We start from the raw sequence: 21,483 nt of genomic DNA, 5'->3' as shown, positions 1-21,483 counted from the left end.
GGGGACGGGGGACATGGCGGGCTCCTGCCAGGGGTGTCCGGCAGGTTATAGCCCCGCCTGCGGCGCGAAGTGTGTCGTAGTGTATGCAGACCCCCGCACGATACAAAAACGGTGCAAAAAGCCCCTCGCCAGGCACAGGGCAGATACCCGGCGCGCGTCCAATGCGGTCATCGAGACGAAACGGACCGCTGCACCATGACCCTCATCAACACCCCTCTGGCGCTGGCCGCCGGCATGCTGACGGTGGCTTCGCCCTGCGTGCTGCCCTTGTTGCCGATCCTGCTGGGCAGCGCGGTCGAACGATCGGGCCGGTTGCGGCCCCTGTGCATCGTGCTGGGCTTCGTGCTGGCGTTTTCCGGGCTGGGCATCGCGCTCAGCCTGCTGTCCAACGCCGTGGAATCGGCCCATGAGGCGGTGCGTTCGGTATCGGTGGTGTTGCTGGCGCTGTTCGGGCTGGCGCGCATCTGGCCACAGCCCTACGACTGGCTGGCGGCGCGCCTGAGCGGTCCGTTGCAGGGCGTGATCGGGCTGGGCGGCAAGGGCGGCGACGGCAATGCCGGCGGCTTTTTGCTGGGCATGTCGCTGGGCGCTGTCTGGACCCCGTGCGCCGGGCCGGTGCTGGCGTCGATCCTGATCCTGGCCGCGCGTGCCGAAGACCTGGGGCAATCCAGCCTGTTGCTGCTGGCCTACGGCCTGGGGGCGGGCATTCCGATGCTGGCCATCGCCTATGGCGGCAGTTTCGCCGCGCGGCGGGTAAGCGCCATCGCCCGCCACGCCGTGCGGCTGCAACGCGTGTTCGGCGTGCTGCTGGTGGCCTCGGCCATCGCCATCCATTTTCAGTACGACGTGCTGGCCTACGCCTGGATCAGCCGCCTTTTCCCGTGACCCGTTTGCCGTGCCGGCTTGTCCCGGCTTTCGACCTTTGAAGGAGCACACCATGATGTTCACCCGTATCCCCGCCCAACGTGTCCTTGTTGCCGTCAAGCTGACCCTGGCCAGCCTCTTGCTGGGCTCGGCCGCCCATGCCGCATCGGCGCCGGCGCCCGCGCCGGAGTTCACCGGCATCCAGACCTGGTTGAACAGCGAACCGCTGACGCTGGCCGGCCAGCGCGGCAAGGTGGTGCTGGTCGATTTCTGGACCTATACCTGCATCAACTGCATCAACACGCTGCCGTACGTGAAGCAGTGGCATCAGCAATACAAGGACAAGGGGCTGGTGGTGGTCGGCGTGCACACGCCGGAGTTTCCGTTCGAGCGCAGCACCAGGAACGTCGAGGACGCCATCAAGCGCTTCGGCATCGGCTATCCGGTGGCGCAGGACAACCAGTACAAGACCTGGGACGCCTACCGCAATCAGTACTGGCCGGCGTTCTATCTGATCGACAAGCAGGGCAATGTGGTTTACCGCCACTTCGGCGAAGGGAACTATGCCCAGACCGAGGCCGAGATCCAGCGGCTGCTGGCGCAGCCTTGAAACGGGCGCCGCGCCGGCCGCGCAGCCTGACGGCAAGGCCGCCAGGCGTTTGGCGCTAGCCGGCGGCCAGCGCCAGCAACGCGCCCAGCAGCGCCGGCGGCATCACCAGCGCGCCCAGCCTCAGGAAGGCGAGCCCGCTGACGTGCTGGCCCTCGCGCCGTACCGCGATCAGCCACAACAGCGTCGCCAGCGAGCCGGTGATGGACAGGTTGGGCCCCAGGTCCACGCCGATCAGTAGCGCGCCGGTGGTCTGCGCGGGCAGGTGGGCGATCTGGCCGACCGACCCCGCGATCAGGCCGGCGGGCAGGTTGTTGATGAGGTTGCTGGCCAGCGCCGACACGATGCCGGCGCCCCACAGGGACTGGCCGGCCGACTGGCTGGCCAGTTGCACCAGCGCCCGCGCCAGCGCGTCGATCGCGCCGCTCTCGGCCAGGCCTTCGACCAGCACGAACAGGCCGGCCACCATCGGCAGCACGCCCCAGGCCACGTGCCGCAGCACCGGCAGCGGGCTGATACGCTGGTGCACATGGATGCCCGCCGCGGTCGCCAGGCCCGCAATGAAGGTCGGCAGGCCCAGGTCGGCATGGAAGGCGGACGCCAGCATCAGCACGGCCGCGGTCAGCAGGATGCCCAGGCCGGTCAGGCGCGCGCCGGCGCTGAGCGGCTGGGCCGCGATGTCGGCCCGCAGCGGCTGGCGCAGCGCGTCGCGCTGGGTGTAGCGCAGCGCCAGATAGGTCAGGCCGATGGCCGCCAGCGACGGCAGGGTGAACTGCCGCAGCCAGTCCAGCAGGGGCGGCATCTGGCTGCCGTACACCACCAGGTTGGCCGGGTTGGAGATCGGCAGCACGAAGCTGGCGGCGTTGGCGATGAAGGCGCAGATGAACAGGTACGGCAACGGCCGCGCGCCGGCGGCCTTGGCTGCCGCGTACACGGCCGGCGTCAGCACCACGGCGGTGGCGTCGTTGGACAGGAATACGGTGACCAGGATGCCCACCAGGAATACCAGATCGAACAGCCGCCGCGCGGACCCGCGGGCGTGGCGCGCGGCCACCATGGCCAGCCAGTCGAACAGCCCCTGCTGGCGCGCCAGTTCGGCCAGCACCATCATGCCGATCAGGAACAGGTAGACGTCCAGGCCCTTGCCGATTGCGCCCAGCGCCGCCTGCCAGGGAATCAGGCCGGTCGCCGTCAGCAGCGCGGCGGCGCCGGCGGCCCAGGCGTATTCGGGCAGGTTCCAGGGGCGCAGCAGGATGCCGACGATCGCCAGGGCGGAAACGGCCCAGAGGGCAAGGGAGGCGTCAGGGAAAGGCATGGATGCAGCGGCGGTGGGGCAAAGGCCAGGGAGCGGGGATTATCGCCCGCCCGGCCCCGGGGGACCATGCCGCGCCCGGCCGGCTGTTGCCGGCGGGCGACGGTCAATTGACCTGCAAGGTATACATCGCCTGGCCGCGCACCAGCGTCAGCAGCAGCGGCTGCCCCTGCGCCGCGCCGGCAAGCAGGCCGCGCAGGTCCGCCAGCCGGCTGACGGGCCGCTGATTCACGCCGATGATGATGTCGCCGCGCTGCATCCGCGCCGCGACCGGACCGCGGTCGGGATAGGTGGCGCTGACCGCTACGCCATCATTGCCCTTCAGGCGCTGGTCACGGCCGATCTCGGCGAACTCCACGCCATTGAGCCGCGCGTCCAGCGCACCGCCGTGCAGCCGCTCGTTCTTTTCGGGTTCGATGCGCAGCACGGCTTCGGTGCGCTGGCCGGCGCGCAGCAGCGTCAGCCGCACCTGCTTGCCCACGGGCAGCAGCCCTTCGGCATTGCGCAGCTGGGCGCTGGTGGCGATGGCCTTGCCGTCCACCGCGAGGATCTGGTCGCGCGCCTGTACGCCCGCCTGCTGCGCCGGCGAGCCGTCCGCCACGCGGGCCACCGCCACCCCGGTGGTGCCGGGCGCCAGGCCCAACTGGCGGGCATTGCGCGGCGTGACGTCCACGGTATCCAGCCCCAGCCCGCCGCGCTGCACCTGCCCGTGTTGCAGCAGCTGACGCATGACTTCGCCGGCCAGGTTGGACGGAATCGCGAAGCCGATGCCGACGTTGCCGCCGGACGGCGTGTAGATCATGGTGTTGATGCCGACCAGCTCGCCATTCAGGTTGACCAGCGCGCCGCCGGAGTTGCCGGGGTTGATGGAGGCGTCGGTCTGGATGAAGTTCTGGTAGCCGGCCGCGCGCAGGCTGGAACGCTCCAGCGCCGAGACGATGCCCGACGAGGCGGACTGGCCCAGGCCGTAGGGGTCGCCGATGGCGACCACGAAATCGCCCACCCGCAGATCGCTGGAATCCGACAGCGTCAGCGCCTGTAGCTTATCCGGCGGAATGCGCAGCACTGCCAGGTCGGTGTCCGGATCGCTGCCGACCACCGTGGCGGTGAAGCTGCGCCCATCCTGCAGCGACACGCGGATGGACGTGGCGCCGCGCACGACGTGATGGTTGGTCAGGATGTTGCCCTGGGCCGCGTCGACGATGACGCCCGAGCCGATGCTCTGGCGGCCCGCCCCCGCGGCCTGGCCGAAGGCGGGCGCCTGGCGGCTGTCGCCTTGGGCCGAAATGTTGACGACGGCCGGGGTTACGCGTTCGAGCATCGGCGCCAGCGAGGGCAGCGGCTGGCCGTCCACGGCCATCGGCAGGGCAGCCTGGGCGGCCGGGGCGAGCGCGGACACGGCAAGCGCGGCGGCCAATATCAGGGCGCGCGCCGTGCGGCGGGACAAACGCGCGCTCGCAAGCGCGCACGGGATCAAGGGCATGGGGCCGGCAGGCTGGGCCTGTGTGGGAGATCAGCGCGCCAGTATCGCCGCGCGCCGCGTCGCCCATATGACCGATAAAGCCCGCTTCGTGGCCGGTATCGCCGATTTCTGCCGGCCAGGGCCGGCAGGGATGCGTCAGGGCAAGCGCTGGCCGGCGCCACCTGGCGCCGCGTGCTGCTGCCCGTCTTCAGAAGCCGACGGCCTGGCCGTCGCGGCGCGAGTCCGACGCCGCCACATAACCGCCTTGCGGCAGCCGGCAGATCAATTGGGCCGAGCCGAATTCCAGGCTGTCGGCCGGCGCCACGGCCACGTTGTGGCCGCGCTGGCGCAGCGTCTGCACCACATCGGCGGGCAGGTGCGCTTCCACGTTGACCACCGGGCCTTTCTCGACCCGGAAGCGCGGCGCGTCGCTCATGGCCTGCGGATTCTGGCCGAAGGCCGCCAGGCGCGTCATCATCTGCAGATGGCCTTGCGCCTGCATCGAGCCGCCCATGACGCCGAACGACATCACCGGCTCGCCGCCGCGCGTGACGAAGGCGGGGATGATGGTGTGCATCGGCTTCTTGCGCGGCGCCACCTGGTTGGCGTGGCCCGGTGTCAGCACGAAATTCAGGCCGCGGTTGTGCAGGCTGATGCCGGTGCCCGGCACCACCACGCCGGACCCGAAGCCGTGGTAGTTGGACTGGATGAACGACACCATGGTGCCGGATGCGTCGGCGGCGGTCAGGTACACCGTGCCGCCGGTGGCGGGCGTGCCGGCCACCGGCACGGCGGCGCGGTCCATCGAGATCAGGCGGGCGCGGTCGGCCAGGTAGGCCGGGTCGAGCAGGGCGCGCGCATCGGTGCGCATGTGCCGCGGGTCGGCGACGTGCTGGTGCAGGTCGGCGAACGCCAGCTTCATGGCTTCGATGCTGACATGGTAGTAGTCGGCGCTGTCGCGGCCCATGGCTTCCAGGTCGAACTGGTCCAGCATGCCCAGCGCCATCAGCGCCGAGATGCCCTGGCCGCTGGGCGGGATTTCGTGCAGTTCGTAGCCGCGGAACGATTGCGAGATCGGCTCGACCCAGTCGGCGCGATGCTCGGCCAGGTCGGCGGCGGTCAGCGCGCCACCGGTGCGGGCGGCGAAGTCGGCGATCCTGGCGGCCAGCGCGCCGCGGTAGAAGCTGTCGCCGCCGCTTTCGGCGATCTCGCGCAAGGTGCGCGCCTGGTCGGGAAAGCGCCACCATTCGCCCGCTTGCGGCGCCCGGCCTTGCGGCAGGAAGGCCTCGGCAAAGCCCGGCTCGTTGGCCAGCTTGGGCATTTGCGTGGCCCATTGGCGCGCAATGGTGGGGCTGACGGGAAAGCCTTCCTCGGCATAGGCGATGGCCGGTTCGAACAGCGTCGCGAACGGCAGCTTGCCGAAGCGGTCGGACAGCGCCTTCCAGCCGGCTACCTGCCCCGGCACGGTGACCGTACCCCAGCCCGTGCCGGGCATGGCGTCGCGGCCGGCGAAGTACTCGGGCGTCCACGCAGCCGGCGAGCAGCCGCTGGAATTGAGCCCATGCAGCCGCCCTTCGTGCCAGACCAGCGCGAACATGTCGCCGCCGATGCCGTTCATCACGGGCTCGACGACGGTCAGGGCGATGGCGGTGGCAATTGCGCTGTCCACGGCGTTGCCGCCGGCCAGCAGCATGCGCAAGCCCGCCTGCGCCGCCAGCGGCTGGCTGGTGGCGACCGCGTTGGCGGCCAGCACCGGCATTTTTCGGGAGGCGTAGGGGAAGGACCAATCGAAGGGGGAAGACATGGGCAAAGGATGGTTAAGGGTGATTACTGCGGCGTGATGCCGGCCTGGTCGATCAGTTGCTTGGTGCGCGGAATTTCGGCTTTGATGAAGGCGGCGAATTCCTCGCGGCTGCCGCCACGCGGCTCGGCGCCGGCTTCGGCGAGCTTACCGCGCAGCACGGGATCCGCAAGCACCTTGTTGACGGCGCGGTTCAGTTTGTCCAGCACCGGGGCCGGCGTGCCTTCCGGCGCCACCAGGCCGTACCACGGCGCGATGTCGTAGCCGGGATAGCCCTGTTCGGCGATGGTGGGGATGTCGGCCGCCAGCGCCGAACGCTGCGAATTGGACATGCCCAGCGCCAGCAGCGCGCCGCTCTTGACCTGCGGCAGGCCGGTCATGATGGTGTCGAAGTACATCGACACCTGACCGCTCAGCAGCGCCGGGATGGCTTCGCCCGCGCCCTTGTACGGCACGTGCAGGATGTCGATACCGGCCACGGACTTGAGCATCTCGCCGGCCATGTGCGACGTGGTGCCGGTGCCGAACGAGGCATAGGTCAGCTTGCCCGGGTTGGCGCGGGCGTAGGCCACCATTTCGGGCAGCGTCTTGAACGGCTGTTGCGGATTGGCCAGCAGGATGTTGGGCGTGTAGGCCACCATCGACACCAGCGCGAAGGCGTCAGGATCGTAGGCCAGGCGTTTTTGCAGGAAGCGGTTGGTGACGATGGCGGCCGGGCCGCCCATCAGCAGCGTGTAGCCGTCCGGCGTCGAACGCGCCACCGAGGCGCTGCCGATCGCGGCGGCCGCGCCGGGACGGGCCTCCACCACGAAGGGCTGGCCCAGTTCGGTGGACAACGCCGCGCCCAGCTGGCGCGAGATCAGGTCGGTGGCCGAACCGGCCTGGAAGGGCACCACGATGCGCACGGGATGCTGCGGCCAATCGGTGGCGGCGGGGGCCGTTTGGGCGCCCGCCTGGGCGGCGAAGAGCGTGGCGGCGGCGCCTAAGGCCCGGATGAGACGAAATTGCATGGATTCCCCTTGATCGCTGTGTAGTCAGGCTACGTGCCCGGGCTGGCTGGCCCGGCGGTTGCGCCGGGCGGGTCTGGCGCCCGTTGCGGTTCCGGCGGGCGCGCACGGCCGGCGCGCCAGACTGGATTTGACGCGAGCAGGCCGCCCGCGACCATAGGTATTTGCATCCATGGATCATTGGATCCAATTTGTGTTATTTTTGCGTTTATCTATCATGGCGGCTTTGCGAACCCGGGGACGAAGATGCTGCAATTCCAGAAGACAGCCGTCAGCGCCGAAGAAGAAGCCTATCTGCACCTGCAGCGCGAGATCCGGTTGGGCAATTACCCGCCAGGGCACCGGCTGGTCCCGGAAGTCATCGCCACTGAAATCGGCACCAGCCGCATGCCGGTGCGCGGCGCGCTGCGCCGCCTGGCCTCCGAAGGCCTGGTGGATATCCGCGCCAACCGCGGCGCCGTGGTGCGCGGGCTGAACCAGCAGGAAATGCGCGAAGTCTTTGAAATGCGCTCGGTGCTGGAAGGCCTGGCCATGCGCAATGCCGTGCTGAATATGAGCGCCGAACATGTGCGCCGCCTGGCCAGCATGCTGGATCAACTGGAGCAAGGCTCGGGCGACTACCTGGACTGGACCACCGCCCACCGCGATTTCCACGAATACCTGTGCAGCTTCTGTCAGCAGCCACGGCTGCTGCGCCAGATATCCGAGCTGCACTCGGTGGTCGAACCCTATATGCGCCTGTGGGCGGCCCAGCCGGGCCGCGTGCTGCGAGTGCGCGAATCGCATCAGGAACTGATCGACGCGTTGCAGACGCGCGACCCGGACAAATGCGAAGCGGCGATGCGCCAGCACGTGTTGAACACCGTGCCGGCGTTGCAGGCATTTCTGGAGCAGGCGGGCTGAACGTCTCGCAAACGCCTGTCAGGCCTCGCGCAGCTTCTGCTTGGCGCGGCGCTTGAACTTCATTTCGCTGGCCAGCACGCCGGCCACGATCAAGGCGGCGCCCACCAGCGCCAGCCCCGGCAGGCGGTCGCCGGCCAGCCGGCCGACGATGCCGCCCCACACCGGTTCACCGGCGTAGATCACCGTGGCGCGGGTGGGCGACACCGATTTCTGCGCCCAGTTCATGGTCAGCTGGATTACCGCGCTGGCCAGCCCCAGCCCGATCGCGGCGCCCGCCCATAGCCAAGAGAATTCGGGGATGCCTTCGCCCAGCGCCGGCATCAGCGCAAACGACACCAGCCCCGCCGTCAGCAATTGCACGGCGGTGACGCGGCGGCTGTCCACCGACTGGGCGAAATGGCCGATCAGGATGATCTCGGCGGCGATGGCCGCGGCGCCCGCCAGCGTGGCGATTTCGCCTGGGCTGAAATTCAGCGATCCGGCCTCGGGCCCAGTCAGCAGCACCAGGCCGGTGAATGCCAGCGCCACGCCGATCCAGCTCATCAGGCCGGGCGGGCGTTTCAGTACGGCCCATTGCAACAGCGGCACGATCGGCACATACAGCGCGGTGATGAACGCCGACTGGCTGCTGGTGATGGTGCGCAGCCCGTGCGTTTGCAGGTAGTAGCCCAGGAACAATGCGCAGCCGATGGCGATGCCGGCGCCCGCCTCGTGCCGCGTCAGGCCGGCCATGTGCTTGCGGAACAGCAGCATCGACAAGGCCCCGGCAATGGTGAAGCGCAGTCCCACGAAGAACAGCGGTCCGCTATGCTGCATGGCGATATGGATAATGAGGAACGTGCTTCCCCACAGCATGGTGACCAGCACCAGGGCGATTTCCTGGCGCGACAAGGCGAACATCGATTTGGGCTTCACGGCAGACTTCAGGTGTCACTAATTTGAGCAATATACTGCACATTACTAATTCCGAGAGTGATGTCCTCACGCACGTCGGGGCCAATTTGAAGCGGCTGCGCAAGGCGGCGGACCTGAGCCAGACGGCCTTGGCCGACGCCTCGGGCATCAGCCGCCGCATGATCGCGGGCGTGGAGGCCGGCACGGCCAATATCAGCCTGTCCAGCCTGGACAAGCTGGCGCAGGCGCTGGAGGTGGGGTTCGTGGACCTGGTCAGCGACCCGGCGCGCGAACGGCGCCGCATCGAGGCCCGCGCCTGGCGTGGCAAGCGGCCGGGCAGCCAGGCGGTGCTGCTGGGCGCGGCCCCCGCCAGCTGCGAGGCGCAACTGTGGCTATGGGCGCTGGGGCCGGGCGAAACGTATGTCGCCGAACCCGATCCGCCGGGCTGGCACGAGATGATCTACGTCATCGAAGGCACGCTGCTGCTGGAACTGTCGGGCGCGCAACAGCAGGTGCAGGCGAACGATTTCGTCATCTACAGCAGCGCCCAGCCGTATTCGTACCGCAACGATGGCGAGACGCCGCTGCGCTTCGTGCGCAATGTATTGAGATAACGCGTCAGGCGCGGTGGCGGCAAGCCACCGCGCCTGACGTCAATGTCTGCGCAAATCCCGCTACGCCAATTCAGGCCGCGCAAAACGCCGGTTCTTCAGCACCGGCTGCACCTCGCGGGCATCGCGGATGCGCGCGGGCCCCAGGTCGGCGAATGCCAGGGCCCTTGCTCGCCCGCCTGGGCGATCACCACGCCCAGCGGATCCACCGTCAAGCTGGCCCCGATGTTGCGCCGGCCGCAAGCCCGACCCAGGACGTGAAGCGCGGCGCGATTGGGACCCGTGCAGCGGCCAGCCGTGGGTTTGCCGCAACGGCCCGATTTTTTCCTCTGCCACGGTGGCTGGCCTCTCGGCTAGAATCGAGAATAATATTCATTCTTAAGCCGCTCGGTTGCATGGGCGTCAAGTCCGTCCCATGTCAGAACAGGCCCCCGTCGTCTCTCTTGAAGCGCTCTACAGCGATCACCATCCCTGGTTGGTGGGCATGCTGCGGCGCAAGCTCGGCAACCGCGACAGCGCCGCCGATCTGGCGCAGGACACTTTTCTGCGCGTGCTGGCCAACCGCAACGTCGACGCCATTCTGCGGCCGCGCGAATACCTGGCCACCATTGCCCGCGGGCTGGCGACCGACGCCTACCGCCGCCAGGCCATCGAACGCGCCTATCTGGAAACCCTGGCCGCGCGGCCCGAACCGGTCGCCATCTCGCCCGAGGCGCGCGCCATCCTGCTGGAAACGGTGTTGGCCATCGACCGCATGCTGGACGAGCTGGGGCCGCGCACCCGCGAAATCTTCCTGCTGGTGCAGTTTGAGGACCTGACCTACGCCCAGGTCGGCGCCAAGCTCGGCGTGTCCGTCACGACCATCAAAAAGCACATGGTGCGCGCGTTGACGCAGTGCCTGTTGCTGGCCGCCGAGTAGGGCCTGTGCGAGGCGCCTTTTAGTGTGAACAGGCCCTAGGGGCTCCCTTTCGTGTTCGGACGTGCTGATCCATGACGATTTCCGCAGAAACGCTCGAGGCCGCTGCGCGCTGGTACGTGGCCTTGCAGGATACGGACGCCGACGATGCCCTCCGTGCCGGCTGGGGCCGCTGGCTGGACGCCGACGCTCGCCACCGCCAGGCCTGGGCGCGCATGCTGGACCTGCAGGAACGCCTGGGCAGCGTGCCCGGTGACGTGCTGCTGCCCACATTGCAGGCGGCCCGCCAGCAGCAGCGCCGGCGCCTCTTGACCCTGGCCTTGCTGGCCGGGGGCGGCGCGGCCCTGGGCCTGTACAGCGCGCCGCCTTGGCGGGTGCTGACGGCTGGCCTGCGCACCGATACGGGCGAACGGCGCACCGTGACCTTGCCAGACGGGGGCATGCTCTATCTGAATACCGGATCCGCCGTCGATGTCGACTACGGGTCCGAACGCCGCTTGCTGCGTCTGCACCAGGGCGAGGTGCTGGTGCAGACCGCGCCCGACAACGCCGGCCGCCGGCCGTTCGAGGTGCTGACGCCAGACGGCAGCGTACGCGCGTTGGGGACGCGCTTCTCGGTGCGGCGCGAAGATCACGCCACGCGGGTCGCGGTCTTCCAGGACGCGGTGCTGCTGCAGCCCGCCGACGCGGGGGCCGTGGCGTTGCGCCTGGCGGCCGGCCAGCAAAGCCTGTTGACGGCGCGCGCCGCCGCCGTGCCCCAGCCGGTGTCGCAGGGGCAGGCTGCCTGGGTCGACGGCCGGCTGGTGGCCATCGACCAGCCGCTGGGTGACTTCATCGCCGAGCTGGCGCGCTACCGGCGCGGCAGCCTCACCTGCGATCCGGCGGTGGCCCATCTGCGCCTGTCGGGCGCCTTCCGCCTGGCCGATACCGACGCGGTGCTGGAAAACGTGGCGGCCTCGCTGCCCGTGGCGCTGCGCACCCGCACCCGCTACTGGGTGCGCATCGTGCCGCGTTGATCCCGGAATATTTTCGTCGCGGGGTTGCTCTTTCCCGTTCTCATCCGGCCTGTCAGATAGGGCCGCCTGGTCCAGGGTGTGCCAACCCTGCCTGGACCTTGCGGCATGTCCTGTCCTGCCTATGAGAGCCGCCGTGTCCCGCAAGCCGCTAGCCGCCGTTGTCCGCCCCGCGTCCCATCCCGAATTCTCCTTGACGTCCGGTCTACCTTCTCGGCCGCCGCGCGCCCTGGCCGCGCCGCGCTTATTGCCCGTGCTGGTCGCCGCCGCCGTCTGGGCCGCGTCGGCCGCAAGTCCCTTGGCGCCCGCCGCATCGGCCCAGACGGTACCCGCGGCGCGCAGCTACGACATCCCTGGCGGTCCGCTGGACGTGACGCTGAGCCGTTACGCCGCCGCGGCCGACATCACCCTGTCGTTCAACGCCGACCAGACCCGTGGCCGCCAGTCCGCCGGCATCCGGGGCGCCTACACCGTGGAGGCGGGCCTGGCGTACCTGCTGGCCGGCAGCGGGCTCGAAGCCCGCCATCGCGGTGACGGCAACTACGTGCTGCGCGAGGCGCCCACGGCCGGCGTCGCCATATTGCCCGCCGTAGTCGTCACGGGTGAAACCGCCTTCAGCGCCGTGCCTGGCTATGCCGCTAGCCGCACCGCCACGGCCACCAAGACCGACACGCCGATCCTGGAAGTGCCGCAGTCGATTTCGGTGGTGGGCCGCGAGGAAATGGAGGCACGCGGCGCACTGGATGTGATGGACGCCGTCCAATACACCCCGGGCGTAAGCGGCAATACGTACGGCCCCGACAACCGTGGCTGGGAATACATCAACCTGCGCGGCTTCTCGACCTATTACGTGTCGTTCCGTGACGGCCTGGCGCAGACCCCGACCGGCGTCACCCGGTACTCCACCGAGCCTTACGGCCTGGAGCGCATCGAAGTGCTGCGTGGCCCGTCGTCGATGACCTTCGGCCAAGGAGACGCCGGCGGCGTTCTTAACCGCATCAGCAAGCGGCCCACCGGCGAACGCATCCGTGAAGTGGAAATGCAGTACGGCAGCTACGAGCGCAAGCAATTGGCTTTCGATCTGGGCGACGCCTTCGGTCCGGATGATGCACTCAGCTACCGCCTGGTGGGGGTAGGGCTGGACAGCGATGACCAGGACAAATACCCCAACGGCGACAAAATCAATCGCAAACGGCTGTACCTGGCCCCCTCGCTGCGATGGCAGCCCAGCGCGGCGACATCGGTGACGTTGCTGGCCGAGTACATCAAGAACAAGACCGGCGAAGATCCTTACTATTTCGCCAAAGACTACAAGCTGACCGACGTGAAGATGGGTGACCCCGGTTTCAGCCGCATGCGCAGCGAACAGGCGTCGATCGGTTACCTGCTGGAACACCGTTTCAACGATGCCTGGACCTTCCGTCAGAACTTCCGCTACAGCCACCTGTCGATGGACCGGCGCGTGATCTGGACCGACCAGGTCAATGAAGACGTGACCGCCATTTCCCGCGTCGCCCGCACCTGGGACGACCCCCTGAGCCAGTCGGTGGTGGATACCCAGATGCAGGGCAAGCTGCGGCTGTGGGGTACCGAGCACACCGTGCTGATGGGGTTCGACTGGAGCGAACAGCGCGCCAAGGCGAACCGCTACATTGGCCCGGCGCCCGACCTGGACCTGCGCAACCCCATCTACGGCGTGCCGATCGCGACACCCACGAATCCGCTGGCCGACTACCGCCAGACGATCCGCCAGGCCGGCCTGTATTTGCAGGATCAGATCAAGCTGGACGATCACTGGATCGTGACGCTGGGCGGGCGGCAGGACCGGGTCACTTCAACCACAGACGACCGCCTGCACAATACCTACCAAAAGCAAACGGACAACGCCTTCAGTGGCCGTGCCGGTTTGACCTACCTGGCCGGCAACGGCCTGGCACCCTACCTCAGCTATTCAGAATCGTTCGTGCCCAACAGCGGCGTGGACGCGGACAACAATCCATTCAAGCCCAGCCGCGGCAAACAGGTGGAAGTGGGCGTCAAATACCAACCGGCTGGCTCGCGCAGCCTGTACACCCTGGCCGTGTTCGACCTGAACAAGACCAACATCGTCAGCTATAACCCCATTACCGACGAACAGCGCCAGACCGGCAAGCAGCGTGCCCGCGGCATCGAGCTCGAAGCCAAGGGCGAATTGGTGCGCGGCCTGAACGTTGCCGCGTCCTATACCTATCTGGACATGAAGGTGCGCAGCAGCGGCGATCCGCAAGAAGTCGGCAAGATCCCGATGGGCGTGCCCAAGCACACCGCGGCCTTGTGGCTGGACTACACGCTGGCCCAAGGCCTGGGCGCGGGCGCCGGGGTGCGCTATACCGGCCGCCGCCAGAATGACGAGCACAACACGTCCAGCGAGCCCGGCGTGGCCTTGGTCGATGCCGTGGTGCACTACGAGACCGGACCGTGGCGCCTGGCGCTGAACGCCACCAACCTGTTCAACCGCGACTATTACTCGATCTGCTACATGGGCGAGTGCTACCGCGGCGCCGAGCGCACGGTGATGATGACGGCGCGCTACCGCTGGTAGCCGCGCAGAGAGCCTTGCGCCGCGGGCCGTGCGGCGGCGCAAGGGTGCGCTTCGGCCGGGAGACCTGCTGTAGAACCCGCGCCTCAGAACTCGTACTTCAGCGTCGCCACGACATTGCGCTCTTCGCCGTAGTAGCAGTAGTTCAGGCTGGCGCACGACGCCACGTAGGTCTTGTCCAGCAGGTTGTTGGCCGCGACCCGTACGCTCATGCCCTTGAGCGACGACGACAGGCGGCCCAGGTCGTAGCGCACCGACATGTCCAGCAACGTGTAGGCCGGCACCTTCAGCGTGTTGGCGTTGTCGGCCCAGCTGGTGCCCACGTAGCGCACGCCGGCGCCCACGCCCAGGCCGTTGTCGAACTGGTAGTCGCCCCACAGCGAGGCCATGTGGCGCGGCGCCTGGTACGGCGTCTTGCCGGCCAGGCCCTCGGCCGACTCGCGGTAGCTCATGTCGGTGAAGGTGTAGGCGGCCAACATCGTCAGGTTGTCGGTCAGGCGCGCCTTGCCCTCCAGTTCGATCCCGCGCGACCGCACCTTGCCCGCGGCCGTGTAGTAGGTCTGGGCCAGCACGCGGTTGGCCACGTTGTCCTGCGTCAGGTCGAAGGCGGCCAGCGTCACCATGTTCTCGGTGCCGGGCTGCTGATATTTCACGCCCACTTCATATTGCTTGCTCTGGGTCGGCGGCAGCAGATTGCCCTGGCGGTCCACATAGGCGTTGGGGTTGAACGACTCGCTGTAGCTGACGTAGGGCGAGATGCCGTTGTCGAACAGATAGACCAGGCCACCGCGCTTGGTGAACTTCGAGCCGTTCCAGTTCTTGTCCGATAGATAGGCGCCCGTGCGGCTGGAATCCGTGGTGCGCACCTCGTCCTGGCGGCCGCTGAGCGTCAGGCGCCAGCGGTCGTAGGCCAGTTGGTCCTGCAGGTAGAAGCCGGTCTGCTCCAGCTTGCGGTCAAAGAAGGTGCGGCTGGTGATCTGTACGTCGCCGTTGGCGTAGTCGGGATTGAACGCATCCAGGTTCGACGCCGAACCCGAATCCCAGCGGCCGTCGGCGTGGCGGTGCTGGTAGTCCATGCCCAGCAGCAGCGTGTGCTTGACCGCGCCCGTCTCGAACTGGCCCTGCAACTGGTTGTCGATGGCGAACGCGCTGAGCGTTTCGCGGGCGCCGGAGTAATAGCGCGTCAGCTCGGTGCCATTGGCCCAGCCATAGCCGTAGACCTGTTTGAGCCGCACGTCCGACGATACGTAGCGGGCATTCTGGCGGAAGGTCCAGCGGTCGTTGAAGCGGTGGTCGAACTGATAGCCGAAGATGCGTTCGTTGCGCTTGAACTGGTTGTCGTCAGGATCCGAATCCACGAAGTGGCGCGAGATCCGCTGGCCTGCGTGGTCGTTGGTGATGCTGGCGTCGGCCGGCACGCCGCTATGGAAGCCGCCGCTGGGGTCGCGTTGCAGATAGGCCTGCAGCAGCAGGCTGGTGTCGGGGGTGAACTTGAACATCACCTGCGGCGCGATCGCGTAGCGTTCCTCGCGGGTGTTGTCGAACTGCGTGTCGGTCGAGCGGCCCAGGCCGGTCACGCGGTAGGCGACCTTGCCGTTGTCGTCCACCGGCCCGGCCAGGTCGAAGCCCGCGCTTTTCTGGCCCTGGGTGCCGTACGACACCTCCACCGAGCGGTACGGCTCGAACAGGGGCCGCTTGCTGGTCAGCTGCACCAGGCCGCCGGGCGCGCTGCGGCCGAACAGCACCGATGACGGGCCGCGGAACACGTCGATGCGCTCGACGAAGTAGGGGTCGATCTGGATCGAGCTGAACGTGCCCGAATCGCTCAGCAGCTTCAGGCCATCGTAAATGGTGTTGTCGGTGCTGTTCTCGATAAAACCGCGCAGCGCCACGTAGTCGTAGCGGTCGGCGGCGCCCACCAGGCCGGTGAAGGCGCCCGGCGTGTAGCGCAGCGCCTCGGACACGCTGCGCGGCTTCTGTTCGTCCAGCTGTTCGCGGGTGATCACCGACACCGACTGCGGCGTCTCGATCAAGGCCGTGTCGGTCTTGGTGGCGCTGGAGCTGGTCGAGGCCAGCAGACCCGCGGTGGGATCAAGCGCGCCGGGTACGCCCTGGCCGCTGACACGCACCGCCGGCAGCGTCGTGGCGCCGGGTTGCGGCAGCGGGGTCAGCACATAGCCGCCCGCGCTGCGGGTCGCGGCGAAACCGCTGCCGGCCAGCAAGGCGCGAAAGCCTTCGTCCACCTGGTAGCGGCCGCGCAGCCCCGGCGTGCTCAAGCCCTGGATGCGGCTGGCGTCCACCGAAATGGCCACACCCGCCTGCTGGGCGTAGCGGTTCAGCGCCGGCGCAAGCGGGCCGGCGGGGATGTCGTATAGCAGCGCGCCGCCGGTTTGCTGCTGGGCCTGGGCTGGCAGGGCGGTGGCGGCGCCCAGCGCGGCCAGCGTCAGGCAAAGCGCCAGCGGGGTGAGGCGTAGGGTCAGGGTCGGCAAGGGCATAGCGGGTTCCGTGTGCGTGAGTGTCCTGATTGCTATGACGCGCCACGCGAAAAAAGCGGAACCGTTCCAGCAAAATAATCAACGCGGCGCCTGCGTCCGGTCGATCATGACCACCCACGGGGTCAGCGTGCGCACCCGGATCGGGAAACTGCTGGCCAGTAGCTGCAACGCGCGCTCGGGGTCGCCCAGGGGCAGCACGGCGTTGACCTTCAGGCCGGCCAGCGCATCGCGGTCGATGCGCATCACGCCGGGCCGGTAGCGCGCCAGCGTGTCCAGCACGTCGGCCAGCGGCTGGTCTTGCACCACCAGGCGGCGGTATTTCCAGGCGTCTTCCATCGCCGCCGCGTCCACGGCGGCCGGCTCGCCCACGCCCTGCGCGGTGATGCGCACGGCCTGGCCGGCCGTCACCTCGCGCGCGGCGCCGGCGCGCGGCGTGGCCAGCACTGTTGATTCCAGCATGGTCAGCACCGTGACGCCGTCTTCGGCATGCACGACGAAGCGGGTGCCCAGCGCGCGCACCGTGCCTTCGGCGGTGCGCACCGTGAAGGGCCGCGCCGCGTCCTTGGCCACCTCGACCAGGATGTCGCCGCGCACCAGCTCCACATCGCGGCGTTGCGGGTCGAAATGCAGATTGAGCGCGGTGCCCGGCTCCAGCGTCACGCGGCTCTGGTCGGACAGCACGTGCGTCTGCCATTGACCGGCGCCGCTGCGCATGTCGGCTAGCAGGTAGGACGACGGATAGAAATGCAGGAACACCGCCAGCGGCGCGGCCAGCACGCCCGCCAGCGCCAGAGCGGCCGCGGCGCGCCGCAGCCGGCGCCGCCGGCCCGCGGCCCAGCCGGCCGCAATGCCCGCATGCAGCGGCAGCGTCTGCCCCTGCGCGTCGTCGCGCAGCGCGCCCAGTTGCGCCAGCACCGACTCCATCCGCAGCGCGGCGGCCTCGTGTTGCGGGTTCTCGCGTTTCCAGGCGTCAAAGCCGGCGCGCAATTGCGCGCGTTCGGCCGGGCTGGCGCCATCCTCGGTCAGGCGCAGCAGCCATTGGGCGGCCTCGTGCGCAATCGACGGCGCGCCGGCCGCGCTCATGCCTGCACCTGTTCGTGGCAGTGCACCAGCGCCGCGATCAGGTACTTGCGCACCATGCGGTCGGACACGCCCAGCCTGGCGGCGATCTGCGCATGCGTGTCGCCATCCAGGTAGTGCAGCAGGAAGGCCTGGCGCGGGCGCTCGGCCAGCCCGTCCAGGATGGCGCTGATCTGCGCCAGCGCCTGCGAGGTCATCAGGATCTGTTCCGGCGACGGCGCGCCGGGTTGGTCGCGCAGCGCCAGGCTCAGTTCGGCCAGGTAGGCGGCTTCGACCTCGCGGCGCCGCGCCTGGTCGATGATCAGCCGGCTGGCCGTGACCGACAGATAGGCGCGCGGCTCGTTGACTGCGGCCAGCGTATCGCGCGAGGCCAGGATGCGCGCAAAGGTGTCGTGGGCCAGATCGGCGGCGTTATGCGGGCAGCCCAGCTTTTTCTTCAGCCAGGCCAGCAGCCAGCCGCCGTGGTCGACATACCAGGCATGCAGGTCGGGATCGGGGCGGGACGCGGCCGTGGGCATCGAAAACGCGCAAGAGGCGGAAAGGGAGAAAGCCGCCAGGGCAGCGGTTCGGTAATGAAAATAGCTATCAATTATATTTGCTCCGCCGGAAATTGCGAACGGTAGCCCGGGCGACCGGTCACCGGACAGGTTCTTGCGCCCGCCACGTCCGCCTCATATAGCCGGGAGTAATATGGCGCGTCCGGCGGCCGGCTTCTGTTTACGCGCATCCCTTGTGGTGTCTGACTCTTGAAGCGTCCCGGGCGACGGCAGGAAATCACCAATAAAAAGACATCAAGGAGCGAGGCAAGTGGACAAGCAAGCACCAGGCCGCTGGTATTTCGGCTGGAACATCGTGGGCGCCGCCACGGTGCTCACCCTGCTGACGGTGGGCCTGCGCATGGGTATCGGGCCGTTTTTCCTGCCCATGGCCGACGGCCTGGGGTTTTCGCGCAGCCTGCTGTCGGGCATCGTCGCGGTCGGCATGTTGTGCTACGGCCTGGGCATGCCGCTGGCCGGCTACCTGGTCAGCACGCGCGGCACCCGCTTCGTATTGCTGACCGGCGCCGCCATCGTGGTGGCCTCGTCCATCTGGACCGTCTTCGCGCGCGGTCCCATCGAATTCCTGCTGGCCTTCGGCGTGGCGCTCTCGATCGGCCTGGCCTTCACCAGCCCCGTCGCGCTGACTCCCGTGATCAGCCGCTGGTTCACCCGCCAGCGCGGCATGGCGCTGTTCTTCCTGTCCACCGGCTCCATGGCGGGCATCGCCCTGATGACGCCCACGCTGACCTTCGCGATCTCGGCCGTGGGCTGGCGGGAAACCCTGCTGGGCTTTGCGGTGCTGTTCGCGCTGCTGACCGTGCCCGTGGCACTGTTCGTCATGCGCGACACGGCGCCGGAGCACACCGATCTCTTGCCGCACCAGATCGTCGATAAAAAATCCTCGGGCAAGGCCGCCGCCAAGGCGCCGGACACCCGGGTCAAGGACGCCGTGCGCACGCTGCCGTTCTGGCAGGTGGCGCTGGGCCTGTTCGCCTGTGGCTTCAGCATGAACCTGCTGGGCACCCACGGCATGCCCATGCTGATGGACCACGGCTTTGACGCCACCACCAGTTCGCTCGGCATCGGCCTGATCGGCCTGGTCGCTATCTTCAGCACGCTAGTGCTGGGCCGCATGTCCGACCAGGTCGAGCGGCGCAACATCCTGGCCACCATCTACCTGGTGCGCGGGCTGGGATTCTTCGCGCTGGTCATGGTGGGCGCGCATTGGGAACTGTACGCGGCCGCCACCATCGGCGGCATCGTCTGGGCCGGCAGCATCGCGCTGTCGTCCGCCATCCTGGCTGACGTCTATGGCGTGCGGCTGGTGGGCGTGCTGTATGGCTTGACGTACCTGGGCCACCAGGTCGGCGGCATGATCAGCTCGTGGCTGGGTGGCTGGGCCTTCGAACGGTTCCACACGCACTGGGTGGCGTTCGGCGCGGCCGGCGCCTTGTTGCTGCTGGCGGCCATCATTTCGATGCAGCTGCCGCGGCGCGGCGCATTGCGCGCCGTGCCGGCAATGGCGGCGAGCCGGTCGTAGGGGCGCGGCGTTTCAGGTGAGCGCCAGGCACATCCGGCCCGGCGCACCGGTCGCGTTCCTGACCCAGGTTTGCACCCGGGCCCGCCGTCGCGGCCTCAGCGGTCTTTCAGCAGGGACACCAGCTCGGGCACATAGCGGTCACCGCCGCCCTGGTTCACGGCCTGGTCGTAGGTGTGCAGCACCGCGGCGCCGATCTCGCGCACCGCGCCCGTCTCGGCGGCCATGGTGTTGTAGTAGGACAGGTCCTTCTGCGCGTTCGACATGAAAAAGCGCAGCGACGACGGGTCCTGTTCCAGCAGGTAGGGCTTCAAGCGCTCCAGCGCCACGCCGCCGCCGCCGCCCTTGGTCAGCACCTCGGCGAACACCGCCGGGTCGATGTCCGCGCGCAGCGCGCAGGCGGCTGCTTCGGACAGCAGCGCGATCGCGCCCAGCGACACGTAGTTGTGCAGCAGCTTCATTCGGTGGCCCGCGCCGATGGGGCCGGCATGGGTGATGTTCTCGGCAAAGCAGGCCAGGACCGGCCGGCACTCCGCGAACAGCGCGGCGTCGCCGCCCACCAGCAGGTTCAGCCGGCCTTCGGCGGCTTCCTTGGGCGTGCGGGTCATGGGGGCGTCCAGGAAACGGCCGCCGCGCTCGATGACCGCCTCGGCCACCTTCAGGGTGGACGAGGGGATCGCCGTCGAGCAATCAATGATCACGGTGCCCGGGCGCAGCCCTTCCAGCACGCCGCCCGGCGACAACAGCACGGCCTCGACCTGCGGGCTGCCCGTGACGCACAGGATGATCACGTCCGACTGCGCCGCCAGCGTCGCACCGTCGGCGCAACTGGTGGCGCCAGCCGCCTTCAGGGCATCCAGCGGCTGGTTGCCCGGATGTTCCAGCACGGTCAACGCGTGACCATGCTTGACCAGATTGCTTGCAATGCCATGGCCCATCAGGCCGATGCCAACCATACCGATCTTCGCCATCTTCCACTGCTCCTGCCTCGCGGGCGTTTCGTTTGTTATGGCGTAAATCTTACTCTCAGATGCGGGACGGCCCACGGGCCGTCCGCGCCCCTGCGCGTCAGACGATGCGGATGCTCAGTTCCGGCAAGCCGTCCACGTGCGCGCGGATCACGTCGCCGCGCACCACCGGTCCCACGTTCTCGGGCGTGCCCGAATAGATCAGGTCGCCGGGGAACAGCTCGAAGGCCTGCGACAGCCGCGAAATCTGCTCGGCCACCGACCAGATCATGTGGCTCAGCGTCGCCTGTTGCTTGCGTTCACCGTTGACCGACAGCCAGATCTCGCCTTCCTTGTAGTGGCCGGTCTGGGCCACCGGATGGATCGGGCCGATCGGCGCGGCGTGGTCGAAGCTCTTGCCGATTTCCCAGGGCTTTTTCTGATCGCCCATGCCGCGTTGCAGGTCGCGCCGCGTCATGTCCAGGCCCAGCGCATAGCCGTAAACGCAGTCCAGCGCCTGCTCGGGCGAAATATCGCGGCCGCCCTTGGACAGCGCCGCCACCAGCTCCACCTCGTAGTGGTAGTTGCTGGTCAGCGGCGGGTAGGGATGGTCCGTCACGCCGTCCGGCGGCACCACCTGGATGGCGTCCGTGGGCTTCTGGAAGAAAAACGGCGGCTCGCGGGTCGGGTCCGAGCCCATCTCGATGGCATGGGCCGCGTAATTGCGGCCGATGCAGTAAATGCGGCGCACCGGAAAGCGCTGCGCGCTGCCGGCGATCGGCACCGTGGTCTGGGCGACGGTGAACGGGGTTTGTACGGGTTGGCTCATCGCGGGTCTCCTGATCGTTGCGAGGGTTGCCGCCAGCTTATGGCGGCAGCGCGCGCTTCTACTGGAGGCGATTACGCAATCCCTGGAC

Annotated in this window: 18 protein-coding genes and 1 pseudogene; 8 read left to right on the top strand and 11 right to left on the bottom strand. The window is 68.3% G+C overall.

The window, feature by feature from the left end:
- The first annotated feature begins 195 nt into the window (after nt 1–195).
- Nucleotides 196–885 carry a cytochrome c biogenesis CcdA family protein gene (locus tag A9974_RS27795; protein ID WP_183007383.1) on the top strand — a complete coding sequence of 230 codons (690 nt, stop codon included), beginning with the start codon at nt 196–198 and terminating at the stop codon, nt 883–885.
- A 52-nt stretch (nt 886–937) separates the two neighbouring features.
- On the top strand, nt 938–1,474 hold the full coding sequence (locus tag A9974_RS27790) for a thioredoxin family protein (protein ID WP_183007382.1): 537 nt from the start codon (nt 938–940) through the stop codon (nt 1,472–1,474).
- 55 nt (nt 1,475–1,529) lie between these two features.
- On the opposite strand, the gene A9974_RS27785 is transcribed toward A9974_RS27790, so the two are convergent.
- The 4 genes from A9974_RS27785 to A9974_RS27770 form a co-directional block, all read right to left on the bottom strand.
- Nucleotides 1,530–2,786 carry an arsenic transporter gene (locus A9974_RS27785; protein WP_183007381.1) on the bottom strand — a complete coding sequence of 419 codons (1,257 nt, stop codon included), beginning with the start codon at nt 2,784–2,786 and terminating at the stop codon, nt 1,530–1,532.
- Between the two features lie 103 nt (nt 2,787–2,889).
- A complete protein-coding gene (locus A9974_RS27780) occupies nt 2,890–4,182 on the bottom strand; it encodes a trypsin-like peptidase domain-containing protein (protein WP_370539691.1) in 1,293 nt (430 codons plus the stop codon).
- Nucleotides 4,183–4,453: 271 nt separating this feature from the next.
- Nucleotides 4,454–6,049: a gamma-glutamyltransferase gene (gene ggt / locus A9974_RS27775; protein WP_220806148.1), complete on the bottom strand. Its 1,596-nt coding sequence runs from the start codon at nt 6,047–6,049 to the stop codon at nt 4,454–4,456.
- Nucleotides 6,050–6,072: 23 nt separating this feature from the next.
- On the bottom strand, nt 6,073–7,056 hold the full coding sequence (locus A9974_RS27770; RefSeq protein ID WP_183007380.1) for a tripartite tricarboxylate transporter substrate binding protein: 984 nt from the start codon (nt 7,054–7,056) through the stop codon (nt 6,073–6,075).
- Between the two features lie 243 nt (nt 7,057–7,299).
- On the opposite strand from A9974_RS27770, the gene A9974_RS27765 reads away from it, so the two are divergent.
- Nucleotides 7,300–7,956 carry a GntR family transcriptional regulator gene (locus A9974_RS27765; protein ID WP_183007379.1) on the top strand — a complete coding sequence of 219 codons (657 nt, stop codon included), beginning with the start codon at nt 7,300–7,302 and terminating at the stop codon, nt 7,954–7,956.
- Between the two features lie 18 nt (nt 7,957–7,974).
- Here A9974_RS27765 and A9974_RS27760 read toward each other — a convergent pair whose 3' ends face one another.
- Nucleotides 7,975–8,856 carry a DMT family transporter gene (locus tag A9974_RS27760; protein WP_183007399.1) on the bottom strand — a complete coding sequence of 294 codons (882 nt, stop codon included), beginning with the start codon at nt 8,854–8,856 and terminating at the stop codon, nt 7,975–7,977.
- A gap of 38 nt (nt 8,857–8,894) precedes the next feature.
- Here A9974_RS27760 and A9974_RS27755 point away from each other — a divergent pair, with 38 nt between their 5' ends.
- A complete protein-coding gene (locus A9974_RS27755; protein ID WP_183007378.1) occupies nt 8,895–9,464 on the top strand; it encodes an XRE family transcriptional regulator in 570 nt (189 codons plus the stop codon).
- 60 nt (nt 9,465–9,524) lie between these two features.
- On the opposite strand, the pseudogene A9974_RS29595 reads toward A9974_RS27755, so the two are convergent.
- Nucleotides 9,525–9,703 (bottom strand): annotated as a pseudogene (locus A9974_RS29595) (hydrolase); the annotation flags it as partial.
- Between the two features lie 173 nt (nt 9,704–9,876).
- Here A9974_RS29595 and A9974_RS27750 point away from each other — a divergent pair.
- The 3 genes from A9974_RS27750 (at nt 9,877) to A9974_RS27740 (ending at nt 13,971) form a co-directional block, all read left to right on the top strand.
- Nucleotides 9,877–10,380: a sigma-70 family RNA polymerase sigma factor gene (locus A9974_RS27750; protein WP_183007377.1), complete on the top strand. Its 504-nt coding sequence runs from the start codon at nt 9,877–9,879 to the stop codon at nt 10,378–10,380.
- 71 nt (nt 10,381–10,451) lie between these two features.
- Nucleotides 10,452–11,393 (top strand): FecR domain-containing protein, encoded by a 942-nt coding sequence (locus tag A9974_RS27745; protein WP_183007376.1) that lies wholly within the window; start codon nt 10,452–10,454, stop codon nt 11,391–11,393.
- 190 nt (nt 11,394–11,583) lie between these two features.
- On the top strand, nt 11,584–13,971 hold the full coding sequence (locus tag A9974_RS27740; RefSeq protein ID WP_255468347.1) for a TonB-dependent siderophore receptor: 2,388 nt from the start codon (nt 11,584–11,586) through the stop codon (nt 13,969–13,971).
- An 83-nt stretch (nt 13,972–14,054) separates the two neighbouring features.
- Here A9974_RS27740 and A9974_RS27735 read toward each other — a convergent pair whose 3' ends face one another.
- The 3 genes from A9974_RS27735 to A9974_RS27725 form a co-directional block, all read right to left on the bottom strand.
- Entirely contained in the window at nt 14,055–16,463 is a 2,409-nt protein-coding gene (locus tag A9974_RS27735; protein ID WP_183007375.1) for a TonB-dependent siderophore receptor, read from the bottom strand.
- 78 nt (nt 16,464–16,541) lie between these two features.
- Nucleotides 16,542–17,546, bottom strand: a complete 1,005-nt coding sequence (locus tag A9974_RS27730) for a FecR domain-containing protein (RefSeq protein ID WP_183007374.1) — start codon at nt 17,544–17,546, stop codon at nt 16,542–16,544.
- The gene (locus tag A9974_RS27725; RefSeq protein ID WP_183007373.1) at nt 17,543–18,061 is read right to left on the bottom strand and encodes a sigma-70 family RNA polymerase sigma factor; all 519 of its coding nucleotides are present in this window, start codon (nt 18,059–18,061) and stop codon (nt 17,543–17,545) included. The genes A9974_RS27730 and A9974_RS27725 overlap by 4 nt, the downstream gene beginning before the upstream one ends.
- A 289-nt stretch (nt 18,062–18,350) precedes the next feature.
- Between A9974_RS27725 and A9974_RS27720 the strand changes: the two genes are divergently transcribed.
- Complete coding sequence (locus A9974_RS27720) at nt 18,351–19,622, top strand: MFS transporter (protein ID WP_183007372.1); 1,272 nt, start codon at nt 18,351–18,353, stop codon at nt 19,620–19,622.
- Between the two features lie 95 nt (nt 19,623–19,717).
- On the opposite strand, the gene A9974_RS27715 is transcribed toward A9974_RS27720, so the two are convergent.
- Both A9974_RS27715 and A9974_RS27710 read right to left on the bottom strand, forming a co-directional pair.
- Nucleotides 19,718–20,590, bottom strand: a complete 873-nt coding sequence (locus A9974_RS27715) for an NAD(P)-dependent oxidoreductase (protein WP_183007371.1) — start codon at nt 20,588–20,590, stop codon at nt 19,718–19,720.
- A gap of 97 nt (nt 20,591–20,687) precedes the next feature.
- Nucleotides 20,688–21,395 carry a fumarylacetoacetate hydrolase family protein gene (locus A9974_RS27710; RefSeq protein ID WP_220806147.1) on the bottom strand — a complete coding sequence of 236 codons (708 nt, stop codon included), beginning with the start codon at nt 21,393–21,395 and terminating at the stop codon, nt 20,688–20,690.
- Nucleotides 21,396–21,483: the final 88 nt, after the last annotated feature.

The organism is Achromobacter sp. UMC71 (genome assembly GCF_014170305.1).
In the GTDB taxonomy this organism is placed as follows: Bacteria; Pseudomonadota; Gammaproteobacteria; order Burkholderiales; family Burkholderiaceae_B; genus Achromobacter.
Note: the sequence above shows the minus strand (reverse complement) of the source record. Positions and strands in the feature narration are given on the sequence as shown.

What these genes read in the sequence shown, in the direction of transcription:
- A9974_RS27790 (WP_183007382.1), top strand. Translation starts at nt 938, where the DNA reads ATGATGTTCACCCGTATCCCCGCCCAACGTGTCCTTGTTGCCGTCAAG.
- A9974_RS27715 (WP_183007371.1), bottom strand. Translation starts at nt 20,590, where the DNA reads ATGGCGAAGATCGGTATGGTTGGCATCGGCCTGATGGGCCATGGCATT.
- A9974_RS27730 (WP_183007374.1), bottom strand. Translation starts at nt 17,546, where the DNA reads ATGAGCGCGGCCGGCGCGCCGTCGATTGCGCACGAGGCCGCCCAATGG.
- A9974_RS27795 (WP_183007383.1), top strand. Translation starts at nt 196, where the DNA reads ATGACCCTCATCAACACCCCTCTGGCGCTGGCCGCCGGCATGCTGACG.
- A9974_RS27765 (WP_183007379.1), top strand. Translation starts at nt 7,300, where the DNA reads ATGCTGCAATTCCAGAAGACAGCCGTCAGCGCCGAAGAAGAAGCCTAT.
- A9974_RS27760 (WP_183007399.1), bottom strand. Translation starts at nt 8,856, where the DNA reads ATGTTCGCCTTGTCGCGCCAGGAAATCGCCCTGGTGCTGGTCACCATG.
- A9974_RS27735 (WP_183007375.1), bottom strand. Translation starts at nt 16,463, where the DNA reads ATGCCCTTGCCGACCCTGACCCTACGCCTCACCCCGCTGGCGCTTTGC.
- A9974_RS27785 (WP_183007381.1), bottom strand. Translation starts at nt 2,786, where the DNA reads ATGCCTTTCCCTGACGCCTCCCTTGCCCTCTGGGCCGTTTCCGCCCTG.
- A9974_RS27745 (WP_183007376.1), top strand. Translation starts at nt 10,452, where the DNA reads ATGACGATTTCCGCAGAAACGCTCGAGGCCGCTGCGCGCTGGTACGTG.
- A9974_RS27770 (WP_183007380.1), bottom strand. Translation starts at nt 7,056, where the DNA reads ATGCAATTTCGTCTCATCCGGGCCTTAGGCGCCGCCGCCACGCTCTTC.
- ggt (WP_220806148.1), bottom strand. Translation starts at nt 6,049, where the DNA reads ATGTCTTCCCCCTTCGATTGGTCCTTCCCCTACGCCTCCCGAAAAATG.
- A9974_RS27710 (WP_220806147.1), bottom strand. Translation starts at nt 21,395, where the DNA reads ATGAGCCAACCCGTACAAACCCCGTTCACCGTCGCCCAGACCACGGTG.
- A9974_RS27750 (WP_183007377.1), top strand. Translation starts at nt 9,877, where the DNA reads ATGTCAGAACAGGCCCCCGTCGTCTCTCTTGAAGCGCTCTACAGCGAT.
- A9974_RS27725 (WP_183007373.1), bottom strand. Translation starts at nt 18,061, where the DNA reads ATGCCCACGGCCGCGTCCCGCCCCGATCCCGACCTGCATGCCTGGTAT.